The organism is Gemmatimonas sp., assembly GCF_041689975.1.
GTDB lineage: Bacteria > Gemmatimonadota > Gemmatimonadetes > Gemmatimonadales > Gemmatimonadaceae > Gemmatimonas.
Map to the genome: position 1 here is coordinate 1 of NZ_JBDNFF010000248.1, position 13,512 is coordinate 13,512.

Annotated in this window: 5 protein-coding genes; 1 reads left to right on the plus strand and 4 read right to left on the minus strand. The window is 64.2% G+C overall.

Going from position 1 to position 13,512, the window contains the following annotated elements; genetic code table 11:
- From ACESNG_RS15840 to ACESNG_RS15855, 4 genes are all read right to left on the minus strand, one after another.
- On the minus strand, positions 1 to 570 hold a 570-nt coding region (locus tag ACESNG_RS15840), incomplete at its 3' end, for a M20/M25/M40 family metallo-hydrolase (protein ID WP_373069693.1).
- A gap of 38 nt (positions 571 to 608) precedes the next feature.
- Positions 609 to 2,567, minus strand: coding sequence for a pyrroloquinoline quinone-dependent dehydrogenase (locus ACESNG_RS15845; RefSeq protein WP_373063974.1), 1,959 nt, complete (start codon positions 2,565 to 2,567; stop codon positions 609 to 611).
- The gene (locus ACESNG_RS15850) at positions 2,567 to 3,445 is read right to left on the minus strand and encodes a polysaccharide deacetylase (RefSeq protein ID WP_373069697.1); all 879 of its coding nucleotides are present in this window, start codon (positions 3,443 to 3,445) and stop codon (positions 2,567 to 2,569) included. The genes ACESNG_RS15845 and ACESNG_RS15850 overlap by 1 nt, the downstream gene beginning before the upstream one ends.
- 170 nt (positions 3,446 to 3,615) lie before the next feature.
- Complete coding sequence (locus tag ACESNG_RS15855) at positions 3,616 to 4,656, minus strand: DUF6929 family protein (protein ID WP_373063978.1); 1,041 nt, start codon at positions 4,654 to 4,656, stop codon at positions 3,616 to 3,618.
- A 413-nt stretch (positions 4,657 to 5,069) separates the two neighbouring features.
- Here ACESNG_RS15855 and ACESNG_RS15860 point away from each other — a divergent pair, with 413 nt between their 5' ends.
- Positions 5,070 to 13,484: a GH36-type glycosyl hydrolase domain-containing protein gene (locus ACESNG_RS15860; RefSeq protein ID WP_373069695.1), complete on the plus strand. Its 8,415-nt coding sequence runs from the start codon at positions 5,070 to 5,072 to the stop codon at positions 13,482 to 13,484.
- Positions 13,485 to 13,512 lie beyond the last annotated feature (28 nt).

A 13,512-nucleotide genomic window follows, 5' to 3' on the forward strand; every position in this document is an offset into this window, starting at 1 on the left:
GCCGTTGGCCGGACCGCTTTCCTCGTCGGCGGTGAGCGCGATGATAATATCGCGATCCGGCACGAACCCTTCGCGCTTCATGCGATACACGTTGGCCACGAAGATCGAGGCCATAGCTTTATCGTCGGCCGTGCCACGACCGTAGTAGTAACCGTCGCGTTCCGTGAACACGAACGGATCGAGGTCCGGCGACCAGTCTGCCTTGAGCGCTTCGACCACATCGATGTGGGCAAGTAGCAACAGCGGCTTCGGCGCGTTAGAGCCGCCTTTGCCGCGAATACGCGCTACGACGTTGTGCTTCTCGGGGCGCGGACCGCCCACGAAGATATCGGCGTCAGGGATGCCGGCCGCCTTGAAACGCGCGGCCATGGCCTTAGCCGCCGTCGTGATGTTGCCTGTTTCCACGCCGGTGTTGATCTCGACGAGCTCTTTGTAAATCTCGCGGGAGAGCTGCTGTTGAGCGGTAAGGGCGGCCGGGTCGAAGATAGACGCGCGCGACTGCGCTGATGCGTTCGCCGACGCGGCGAGCGTGGCGCTCAGACCAATCAATGGAACGAAGAAACGACGCATACGGACTCCACGCAGGGGAAGTGAGACGGTCACGCGCATCAGTGCTTGCCGTCGAGAGAGAAGGCGATCAGCTCAGCATTGTCACCGCCACCGGTTGCGATGACGACGTACTGCACGCCGTTTGCGCCACGATACGAAATCGGGTTCGCGTAGCCCCTTCCTGCGGGAAGGTCGGCCTGCCACTTGATCGCACCGTCACGGGTGTCGAGGGCGTAGAGTATCGAGCCGCCGCCGGTCGCAAAAAGAAGTCCACCCTTCGTGACGGTACCGCCAACGGCACCGGCCACGCCGAGCGGCGGCAACTTCACGTTCTTGAGGAGGGGATGATTGCGTATTGCCGGTGTATCGCCGAGGGTGACTTGCCACCGGCGCTTCCCGGTGTCGAGGTCGATCGCCGTCATCGTGCCATAGGGCGGTTTGATGAGTGGCAGCTGTTCGGGGGGCGCGTGATCGGCTTTCCCCGAATCGGGATCAGCCGTGACTCCGAGTCCGCTGCGCACGAGGTCCACGGTATACTCGAAACCGATGGTGTCGTTGGGCACCCCCTTCTGCACGCGATACACGACGGGATTATCGGTCCCCTTCACGTAGAGCGTGTGCGTTTCTGGATCATACGACGTGCTGCCCCACCCCGCTCCACCGATAGAGCCCGGCATGACGATGGTCCCTTCGAGCGACGGCGGCGTAAAAATCGGGCCAATGCGGTACTTGGAGAACACTTCGAGTGCGCGGCGCCTAAGTTCGGGGGTGAAGTCGATGAGGTCCTTCTCGCTCACCGTCTGCCGCGCGAACGGCGCCGGATTGGTAGGCATCGGTTGCGTGAGCGCAGCGCGCTCACCCGGCACATCACTCGCGGGCACGGGTCGTTCCACGATCGGCCAGATCGGTTCGCCGCTCTCGCGATCGAAGACGTAGATCCACGCGGTTTTCGAGGGAACGGCGACCACGTCACGCGGCTTTCCGTTCCACGTGATCGTGGCGAGCACTGGCGGCGCTGGCAAATCGTAATCCCACAAGCCGTGATGAACGATTTGAAAGTGCCATACGCGCGTGCCGGTCTTCGCATTCAGGGCCACGACGGATTCGGCGAAGAGGTTATCGCCCTTGCGATCGCCGCCGTACCAGTCGTTCGTGGGCGTCGACACCGGCAAGAACAACAGACCACGCGTCGCGTCGAGACTCATCGGTGCCCACACGTTGGTGTGCCCCATGTACTTGTACGAGCCGTCTTCCCACGTGTCCCATCCGACTTCGCCGGAATCGGGCACGGTATGAAAGCTCCACACGCGCTTGCCGGTTCGTACATCGAAGGCCTGCACATCTCCCGGCGGATCGTTGCGATAGCGGATGCGGTCTCCCACGCCGTTTCCGACGATGACCAGATCGCCGTATACCACCGGTGGCGACGTATTCGTGTACTGCAACTGCTTGACGACGCGACGGAGCTCCTTCGTAAGATCAATTTCGCCGTTCACCCCGAACGACGGGATAGGCTTGCCCGTGGACGCATCGAGCGCAATTAGTTTCCAGCGCGCATTGATGAAGATCCGACGCTCGGCGCTGGAGGCCCAGGTGGCGACGCCGCGGTGCACGAAGCCGGTGCCGTTCGACGGCTGCCCCGTTCGCCACATCTCCGGATCGAACTTCCAGAGTTCGCGACCGGTGCGCGCGTCGAGTGCGGCCACCGCGGCGAACGGCGTGGAGACGTACATCGTGTCGCCGATGACGATGGGCGAGGCCTGAAACAAACCCGGACGTGCCGCCTTCTGGTTGACGCCAGCGCGCACACTTCGCTCTCCGGTGTTCCATCGCCATGCCACTTGCAGCCGGCGCACGTTGCTACGGTCGATGTCGGCAATCGGCGCGTAGCGCATGGCGCCCGGATCACCACTCGTATTCGCCCAATCCACGCGCTGCGCGCACGCGACCGCGGGCGTGTTGGAGACCAGGAACGCGCACAGAGCACCGTAGCGGGCGACGCCCAGGTTGTCGCGCACTATCGCGTCCTCGGCTCGCCGAGCTTGGCCGCCTTCCGCACGTACTCTGCCGCGTCAGCGTGTGTGGCCCACCACACCTTCCCGGCCCCCTTCGCCTGGATGTGCGCGATGAGCAGTTCGAGGGCCACGATGCGCGAGCGATGACCGGACACGTGCGGATGCAGCGTGAGCACGAACATCGTGCCCTCCTCGTAGGCCTTGTCGAATTCGTCCATCCAGACCCGGGCGACGTCCCGCGGGTTCATGTAGCGCTCGCCGCGCGGATCAAACAGCGGCGCATCGTCGAGAATCCACTGCACCGGCAATTCCACGAGCCCGGTGGGCTGCCCGCGTTGCAAGAGTTCATAGGGCGCGTCGTCTGCCATCAGCGAGCTCTCGTATCGGAACCCCATGTCGCGGAGAATGGACAGCGTGTTCGGACTGAAGTTCCAGCTTGGTGCGCGGTATCCGGTCGGCTTCTGCCCGGTCAGCGCCGTGAGTTCGGACACCGCTTTCGTGAGCAACGCACGCTCGACCGAATCGGGGAGCGTCATGTTGAGCTCGTGAATCCATCCATGTACCGCGAACTCGTGTCGACCACTTTTCTTGATGAGGTCGGCCATCGTGGGCGTGATCGCGAGACTGACCGACGGGATAAAGAAGGACGCGGGAATCTTGTGCTGGTCGAGCAGCCGCATAATCCGAGGCAAACCCACGCGTGCGCCGTACTGCATCTCGGCCAATGAACCAACGGTGGGCTCGCCGTAGCGGAGCGCGATGGTCTCATTGTCGACGTCGAACGAGAGCAACACGGCCACGCGCGCCGCACCCGGCCACGTGGTCGGCTGCAGCGAGCGACCAGCGCGCACCTCGTTCACGACAGCATGCACGCTGTCCATCGACCACTGCCATCCCGGCTTCGCAGTAGTGACCGGCACCGGCTGCGCCTGCGCACGGAGGAAGGCGGGACAGCAGGTGAGCAGCAGAGCGAGAGTGCGTCGGTACATGGGGGGGGCGTCGGTGAGAGAAGGTAGCGCTGCACAGTTATACCAGCGCGTGGTGCTGAGCGCTACGCATGCCCGTTCGGTCGAGGCCACGGCCCATCGAGGCGAAGCTCGCACAGCACCGATGGCGCGTCAGGATCATCGACATCGAGCACTACGAAGATCTGGCGACTGTCGGCGCTCCCGCAGGCGATCCCTTCCACTTTGAGAGGCAGCGGCCGCTCTTGCGCATCGAGCAGCAAGGCGTAGCGCACGACCGCGCCATCGGCGCTTGAATCGAGAACGCCGATGGCGCTTCCCGCGACTGCGCCGTCACGCCGCGAGTCGGGGGAGCATTCGGCGGCAGCGGTATAGAGAACCAGAGGACGTGCCGAACGGTCGCCCCAGGCGAGGGTGGCATCGGTGAACGTCAGCCGAACGCCGTCGGCCTCACCAAGTTCGTACTGCCGAAATTGCGTGGGTTTCGGCGGCAATTGCTTGTGGGGCGCAGCGAGATACGCGAGGACGGATGGCCAGTGCAGATCGCAGGTTGCGTCGAGGGGAACACGGTGTTTCGACACCTTGCCGTTGCCGCGCCCGAAGAGTCGTAGCACGTCGCCGATAATGAGGGCGCCCTCGATGTTCATATCGCTGCCGGAGAAGTCCGTGGCATCGCGCAGCGCCTTGTACAGCGCCGGCGCCTCGATCAGTGCGAGTGTCTCGTCGGTCTGCCCTGCCCGCTCCAGCGTGACCACGTGCTCGCGCCTTTTTGAGGAGCCCGAGCCGATCGCCAGCAGCATCGAGCCGTTGGGCTCTTCGATACTGACCAGCGCCTCGAGATCGGACTTCTGCTTCTTGTTGCCGCGCCCCACGTCGAACTGGCGCTTGCCCTCGGCACCGGCGGGCAAGACCACCGACAAGGCGAGACCGGTGGCCGGATCGACCAGCGCGATGAAATTGGCGTCATCCTGAACAACGGCCAGTCGCTCGCCAACCCACGCCAGCCCAGAGCCAGCCCGCACGTGCGCCGGTCGATCGAGCGCGTGATCGGCGCCAGCTGCGTATCGTAGCGGCACCTGACGAACGAGGTGCACGAGGAGTGCCGGATCGTACTGAGCGTGAATCATGAGAAGCAATCTTCCGGAACGACGTTGGTGGCGCTACCGAGTCGTCGACGAACCGCCCTCGTCCGCGCATTCTCCATGAAGCGGTTTTGCCGCAGAGTACGCAGAACAGCTGACGCCGCCGGGCTGCACCCGTCCGGGCCTTTTTACCTTGACGGTGACGGCACAGCCGAGATAACTACCGACTGAGACACCGCTTGCGTGCTGAGTGTAAACGCCTGACCTCGCCGCTGGGCGGGCCCGGGTTGTGCACAAGGGGAGGTGCGGATCCGCCATGCATATGTGATCCGTGTCTCCCTTTGCACACGGATCTGCCCGTTGCGTCCTACTTCGCGCCTCCATTGCCCTCGTCCGTCATCTGATCGCTGGCGTGCCACCTGCGCTCGGGTTGAGCGGCAGACCACGCGGCGTCGCCTATGAATATCTCGTGGCTGGAACGGGATCGCATCGATGCCTCGGATGAGCTCTTGGCCGGCCCGATTCATGGCGACTTGCTTGGCACCGAGCATCTTGGCGCGCGCGCGCGCGCCGTGGCGCGCGGCCAGCAACTCGCCGATCAACGACGCGCGCTGCGTCCCGCGCGGCTATTGGCGCGGTTGGCGAACACCCGCAGCATCCTTGCCGACGCGCACACGCGCCTGCTGAGGGCGGGTGAGGAAGGTGTCGACGCCGGACCCGCAGCGGAGTGGCTGCTCGACAACTACCACGTCGTGCAGGAGCATCTGCTCGAGGTACGCGAGAGTCTACCCGGTAGCTACTACCGTGAACTTCCGGAGCTGGCCGCAGGACCACTCACCGGCTATCCGCGCGTGTACGAGATCGCGATCTCGCTGATCTCGCACAGCGAGGCGCGCATCAACCTCGAGAACGTGGACCTGTACGTCGAGGCCTTTCAGAGTGTGACCCCGCTCGCGATCGGCGAGCTGTGGGCGATGCCGGCGATGCTTCGACTCGGCCTGATCGAGAGCATTCGCCGCATGGCACTGCGTACGGTCCAACGCCTCGACGAACTCGAGGCCGCGCAACGGTGGGCTGCGCACATCCTTGAGGCGAACGCGCAAAGCGGCTCCGAGCTCCGCGCGGCCCTTCGCGAGTTCGCGGACGCGGATCTGGGGCTCACTCCGCACTTCGTGTCGCAGTTCCTGCAAACGCTTCGGCATGCCGAGGGCGCGTCGCCGGCTCTGGCCTGGCTCGAGCAGTGGCTGCGCGACGCAGGGCTCGCGCCGGAGAACGCCGTCGCGCTCTCGGCGCAACGGCTCACGCTCACACAGCTGATGATGGCCAACGGCATCACGAGCTTGCGTGATGTCGGCCGTCGTGATTGGCGTACATTCGTGGAGCATCAGAGCGTCATGGAGGCCACCCTGCGTGACGACCCATCGGGGTTCTACCCACAGATGACCTTCGCCACCCGCGATTCCTATCGGCACGTTGTCGAGAAGATCGCCAAGCGAACCGGCCATCGAGAGGCCAGTGTAGCTCAGTGGGCAGTGGATCTATGCCGTCCTTCGGCGCTCGATTCACGGGCCGGCACGCATGCCAAGGTGGACGAACGAGAAAGGCATGTAGGCTACTTCCTCGTGGATGCGGGACTCCGTGAGCTCGAGCACACGGCGGGCTACACGCCCACGCTGAGTGAGCGTGCCGAACGCGCCGTGCGGACGCATCCCAACGTCGTATTCGTTGGCGGTCTCATTACGTGCACGATACTCGCCATACTGGCGGTGGTGCTGATCGTCCAGCCCGAGGCTCGCGCGTCGTTGTGGCTGATTCTGCTGTTCGCGTTCCTGCCAGCGCTCGACATCTCGGTGACGGTACTCAACCAGCTGGTCACCACCTGGCTGCCGCCGCACGTCCTGCCGCGGCTCGATCTGCACGCGCGTGGCGTACCGTCGCAGTACCGCACTGCGGTGGTGATCCCGACCTTGTTCGGTAACGCCGACGATGTCGCCAGTGCGCTCGAAACCATCGAAGTACAGTTCCTGGCCAATCGCGAAGCGCACCTCCACTTCGCCATTCTCAGCGACTTCACCGACGCTGCCACCGAAACGACGCCCGACGACGCTGCGCTTGTTGCACAAGCCGTTGACGGCGTGACGCTCCTGAATGCTCGCTACGGACACGACGTCGTTGCACCCTTTATCCTCCTGCATCGCCCGCGCCGCTGGAATCCGCAACAGGGTGCCTGGATGGGGTGGGAGCGAAAGCGCGGTAAGCTCTCCGAGTTCAATCGCATGCTCCGCGCCGATGGACGGACCACCGCACCACTGGTCGATACCGCGAGCGACGCGGCGGCCGCCTTTTCCTACGTGGTTGGCGACCCAGCGGCACTCCGTGGTGTGAAGTACGTCATCACGCTCGATGCCGACACGGTGCTCCCTCCGGACGCGGCGCCTTCGTTGATCGGCGCGCTGGCGCATCCGCTGAATCGCGCCGTGCACGACCCCGTTCGCCAACGGATCGTGCGCGGCTACGGGATTCTGCAGCCGAGAGTGGGGGTGTCGCTGCCGAGCGCACATCGCTCGCGTTTCGCCGCCATCTCGTCAGGGCACCCGGGGGTGGATCCCTATTCCACAGCCGTATCCGATGTGTATCAGGACCTGTACGGCGAGGGCAGCTACACCGGCAAGGGCATCTACGACGTCGATGCGTTCGAGCTCGCCACGCACGGGCGCTTCCCCGAAAACACGCTCCTCTCTCACGATCTCATCGAGGGTAACTACGCACGCGCCGGACTCGCCACCGATGTCATCGTCTACGACGACTATCCGTCGTCGTACGTGGCGTACACGCGTCGCAAGCACCGGTGGATACGCGGTGACTGGCAATTGCTCCCGTGGCTCGGGCCGAATGTGCCAAGCACGCAGGGTACCGAGCCGAACCGACTCTCTTTGCTGTCGCGTTGGAAGCTGCTCGACAACATGCGTCGCAGTACCGTCGAGCTGGCACAACTCGCGTTTCTTCTCGCCGCTTGGACGGTGCTCCCGGGGTCGGTTGTGCGCTGGACGATGCTGGCGCTCGGTGCGATCGTCGCTCCCTGGGCGACATCGCTCATACTGGCGCTGGTGCGCCCGCCCCGCGACAAGTCATGGCGCGCGTACTACGGTGCCATGGTGCAAGACGCCATCGTGTCAGTGCAGCAAGCCGCACTCGCGCTCGCGTTCCTGCTCCATCAGACGCTGATCTCGATCGATGCGATCATCCGTACGCTCTACCGTCTGTACGCCTCGAAGAAGTACCTGCTTGAATGGCGTTCGGCCTCGACCGTGGAACACAGCGTCGGTGACGTCGGACAGGAAACGTGGAACGCCATGCGGGCGTCGGTATTCGTGGCGTTCGCGATTGCGGCGTCCATCTCGTATCGGCGGGTCGAAACCCGGCTGGCGACGAGTACACCGCTCGAGTCGCTGTTGCTCAGTGATCTCGTGTTGGGAAGCATCGTGCTCCTCTGGATCATGGCGCCACGGTTGGCGGCGTATCTGAGTGAGCAGCGCAATCAAGCACGCCGAGCCCTCTCGATGGCAGACCGTGAGACCGCGCGACGGTATGCCGGCCTGCACTGGCGCTATTTCGATCGGTTCGTGAGCGTGTCCACGCACTGGCTCGCGCCGGACAACGTGCAGTTCGATCCGGAGTCCGTCGTGGCCATGCGAACGTCGCCGACGAATATCGGGCTCCAGCTGCTATCCACTGTCAGCGCCCACGACCTTGGCCTGCTTACGTTGGCAGAGCTCACCACGCGGCTGGAGCAGACGTTCGGCACCTTGCAGCGGCTGCGTCGACACAAGGGTCACTTTTTCAACTGGTACGACCTGCACGACCTCCGCGTGCTCGATCCAGCCTACATCAGCACCGTGGACAGCGGAAACATCGCCGGGCACCTCGTCGCAATCCGACAGGCGTGCCTCGAATTGGCGCCGCGCGAGCCCCTCCTGGAAGGCCGCCTGCTATCGCTCGCCGAGCAGGCGGAGGCATACGTTTCGGCGATGGACTTCAGCTTCTTGTACGACGTGAAGCGGAAGCTGTTCACCATCGGCTATCACACCGAGTCGCTCACCGCGGACGATTCGTTCTACGACCTGCTGGCCTCCGAGGCACGCCTGGCGAGTTTTGTCGCGATCGCCAAGAACGATGTGCCGGTCGAGCACTGGTTCCGCTTGGCACGACCCCTCAATCGCACCTCGTCGGCCACGGCACTCGTGTCGTGGAGCGGCAGCATGTTCGAGTATCTCATGCCGTTGCTCGTGATGCGTTCACTGCCCTTTACCATTCTTGATCAGACGTACCACGGCGTGGTCGATCGACACTACGCACACGGCCGCAGCCACAATGTTCCGTGGGGCGTGAGCGAGAGCGCATACAACATGCGCGATCTACAGCTCACGTATCAGTATCGTGCGTTCGGCATCGCCGATCTGGCGCTGAAGCGCGGCCTCGAGCGCGATCTGGTCATCGCCCCGTATGCGACGGCACTGGCGGCACTGGTCGATCCGGCGCGCGCCTTCGAGAACCTACGCCGACTGGAGTCGCTCGGGGCACTCGGCGAATTCGGATTCGTCGACTCGCTCGACTATACCCGGGCCGCACCGGACGAGCGCTTCGCACTGGTGAACACGAGCATGGCACACCACGTCGGCATGACGGTGGTGGCACTCACCAACCTGCTCGAGGACGACATCTGGCAGAATCGCTTCCACGCGGCGCCGCTCGTGCAGTCGGCGCAGCTCCTGCTGCACGAGCGTATTCCTCGGCGACTACTGCTGCGAGAAGCGCAGTCCTCGCGCCTCCCGGTGGAGCGCTCGGCCAACACCAGTGATCAGCCGGTCGTGCGCGAGGTGGACACGACGACGCGCACCAAGCCGCGCGTAGCCATGTTGGGCGCGCTGCCGTACACCGTGATGCTGAATCACAACGGCAGCGGCTACAGCCGATACGAATCGCTGGCCGTGACCCGCTGGCGGGCCGACAGTACGCGCGACGATCTCGGTCAGTACTGCTACGTAAAGGACGTGGACAGCGGACGTCTCTGGTCCACGTCGCACCAACCGGTGTGCGCACCGACCAGTCACGGCAAGGTGTGGCTGGCATCGGATCGTGTCACCATGCATCGCGTGGACGGCGATATCGAAACCCGTACGGAGATCACCGTCGTCGGCGCTGACTGTGCGGAAGTGCGACGCGTGACGCTGATCAATCTGGGGAGCGCGCCGCGCGACATCGAGCTCACCAGCTACGGTGAGATCGTGATGGCACCGCCCGAGGCCGATCGGGCACACCCGGCGTTCTCCAATCTGTTCGTCGAGACCGAGTGGCATGCGTGGTGTTCGGCGATCACCGCCACGCGACGCCCCCGCAAGCCTGATGATCCGGCGTTGTGGTGCGTGCATGTGGTCGATGCCGGACCCGATCGTATCGGGGACGTGAGCTGCGAGACCGACCGATCGGCGTTCCTGGGCCGCGGACGCGGTGTTCGTCGTCCCGCCGCGATGCAGACCGACGGTGCGTGGAGTGGCACCACCGGCCCCGTGCTCGATCCGATCTTCGCCTTGCGAACCCGCGTGCGCGTGACGCCGGGGCGGGCCGTGAGCGTGGCCTTCACAACGCTGGTCGCCACCAGCCGCGAGGCCGCGTTCGAGCTGGCCGGCCGCTACCACGACGACCATGCCGCACAACGCGCGCTCGACTTCGCGTGGACGTCCACGCAGCTCGAGCTTCGCGAGCTTGGTATCACGCCGGCCAGCGCCGCCACCTTTCAGGAGATCGCCGCGCAGTTGCTCTTCCGTGATGGATCGTTGGCCCCCCCGCCCGATGAGATTCGACGGAATCGTGGTTCGCAGCCACAGCTCTGGATGTACGGGATCTCGGGCGACCGCCCCATCGTACTGGCCACCATCGACTCCATGGACGGATTGCCCACGTTACGCGAGCTGCTGGTTGCCCATCGCTTCTGGAGACGGCACGGTCTTCCCGTTGATCTGGTGATCATCAACGAGTGGGGCCACGACTATCTGCAGGAGTTGCGCGACGCGATTACCGAGGCGGTGATCTCGACCAACGATGCCGCGCTGATCGACAAGCCGGGCGGCGTCTTCGTGCGACGCCTCGATGGCTTTTCGACGGTCGATTATCTCATGCTGTCAGCTACATCACGAGTGCATCTCACCTGCGACGGCCGCTCGTTGACCCGTATTCTGGAAAGTGTTGCCCTGCAGGCCAGCGATCGCCAGCGCACCGCCTCGCAGAGTCTCGCGGCACGCACGCTGGAACGCAGCACGCCAAGCATCGCGTCCACGGGGACCACGCCAAACGATCGACCGGGGCCCATCGCTTCTCTGGTTTCCGCGCTGCGACCGCTGGTGGCCCCGCTGATCCCGAGGATGACTCGCGCCCGTACGGAGCCGGAGCGTGCAGCAACGCAGCCCACGCCGATCCTGTTCGACAATGGTATCGGTGGCTTCGACGAGCGGGGCGACTATCACATCCGAGTGGACAACGATGAGTTGCCCCCCGCGCCGTGGTCGAATGTCATCGGCAATCCCCACGGCGGCTTCCTGGTGTCCGAGCGCGGCGCTGGCTGCATGTGGGCCGAAAACGCGTTCTTCTACCGCGTGACGCCGTGGCATAACGATCCCGTGGCCGATCCCGCGAGTGACGTACTATACCTCAAGGATCTCGATACCGGTTCGTTGTGGAGTGCCACACCGGCACCGATCGACGATGGCCGCTATGTCGTGCGACACGGTGCCGGCGAATCCACGTTCGAACATGAACACGATGGCATTCAGACGATACTGCACCTTGGCATACCTGACGATGCTGCGGCCAAGCTCTCGCGCCTGCGAATTACCAATACCTCGAACGAAACTCGGCGGCTCTCCGTGACCGCGTTCGTCGAGTGGACCCTTGGCTCACGACGCGAAGACACGCAATATCACGTGCGCACTCGGTTCGTGCCGGAGCAGCAAGCGATTCTGGCGCAGAACACCTTTGACGCGCAGTTCGCGGAGTGGACGGCCTTTCTCGCCATCAGTGAGCAGGTGACCAGTTACTCCGCCAACCGGCGCAGCTTTCTCGGCCGGAACGGCAGCCTCGCGGATCCAGCGGCGCTCCGCACGGATACGCTCGACGGCGTTACGGGCGTGGCGCTCGACCCGTGCGCAGCCCTGCAATTCGACGTCGTTCTGCCTCCTGGTGCGTCGCGCGAGATCATCGTGGTGCTCGGCGCGGCCCGTACGGAGGCCGAGGCGCGACAGCTTGCCGATAGGCTCCGGATTTTTCCCGGCGCCAAGGCTGCGGCCCAGCGCACCGTGAGCGCGTGGGGTACGCGACTCAGCGCGATCACGGTGAAGACGCCAGACCCGTCCTTCGACATCCTGATCAACAAGTGGTCGCTGTATCAGGCCCTGTCGTGTCGCATGTGGGCGCGGATGGGACTGTATCAAAGCAGTGGCGCCTACGGCTTCCGCGATCAACTGCAGGACGTCATGGCTTTCGTCTATGCTGAACCCGGCGTGGCCCGTGAGCATATCCTGCGCGCGGCCGCGCGGCAGTTCCTCGAAGGCGACGTGCAGCACTGGTGGCACCCACATAGTGGACGAGGCGTACGGACGCGATTCTCCGATGACCTGGCGTGGCTGCCGTATGTAGTGGACCAGTACATCCGGGTCACCGGCGATGCGACCGTGCTCGAGGAGTACGTGCCGTTTCTCACCATGCGAGAGCTGCTGCCCCACGAGCACGAGATCTACGATCTCCCCGCGGTCACCGAGGAATTGGGCAGCGTGTACGAACATTGTCGTCGTGCTCTCCGTCGCGCCTGTACCATTGGCCAGCACGGCCTGCCGCTGATCGGGACTGGCGACTGGAATGACGGCATGAGCCGCGTGGGTGCCGACGGGAAGGGCGAGAGTGTCTGGCTGGCGTGGTTTCTCGTCACCACCCTGCGAACGTTCGCGACGCATGCCGACTCGCGTGGCGATCACGGCGAGGCGCAGGACATGCGGCGCAAAGCCGACGCGTACGTGCTGGCGGTCGAGGCCCACGGGTGGGACGGTGGATGGTATCGCCGTGCGTACTATGACGATGGAACCCCTATGGGTTCGTCGGAAAGCACGGAATGTCGGATCGACTCTATTGCGCAGAGCTGGAGCGTCATCTCAGGAGCGGGTAATCCCGCTCGCCAGCGCATGGCCATGGAGGCGCTCAACGAGCAGCTGGTACTCGACGATGCGCGGCTGATCAAGCTGTTGGCCCCACCGTTCACCGACGGCACGCACGATCCCGGCTATATCGCGGGGTACGTACCCGGTGTGCGGGAGAATGGCGCGCAATACACGCATGCCGCGCTCTGGGCGGTGTTGGCTACGGCCATGCACGGCGATTGCGAACGCGCTTTCACACTCTTTCAGATGATCAATCCCCTCACGCACACGCAGTCGGCGGAAGCGGTCGCAACATACAAAGTGGAACCCTATGTGGTGGCGGCTGATGTATACACCGCCCCCACGCTGCTCGGCCGTGGCGGGTGGACGTGGTACACCGGCTCAGCCAGCTGGATGTATCGAGTCGGTCTCGAAAACATCCTCGGGTTTACCAAGATCGGCGACACTCTTCGCATTGAACCCTGTGTGCCGCGCGACTGGCACGAATTTTCGATCATCTATCGTTTCGGCCGTACGATCTACGAGATCGTGGTGCGGAACCCGGCGCTGATTCGGCAGCGGGGATCACGGGTCGCGCTTGATGGTACGCTCTTCAGGACGAATACGATCCCGCTGGTGGACGACGGCGAACCGCACCATGTCGTGGTCGACGCGGCGGCGAGACGTTAGCGACGTTCGTAGTTCCCGGGTGCGCCGC

What these genes read in the sequence shown, in the direction of transcription:
- ACESNG_RS15855 (WP_373063978.1), bottom strand. Translation starts at nt 4,656, where the DNA reads ATGATTCACGCTCAGTACGATCCGGCACTCCTCGTGCACCTCGTTCGT.
- ACESNG_RS15850 (WP_373069697.1), bottom strand. Translation starts at nt 3,445, where the DNA reads ATGGACAGCGTGCATGCTGTCGTGAACGAGGTGCGCGCTGGTCGCTCG.
- ACESNG_RS15860 (WP_373069695.1), top strand. Translation starts at nt 5,070, where the DNA reads ATGAATATCTCGTGGCTGGAACGGGATCGCATCGATGCCTCGGATGAG.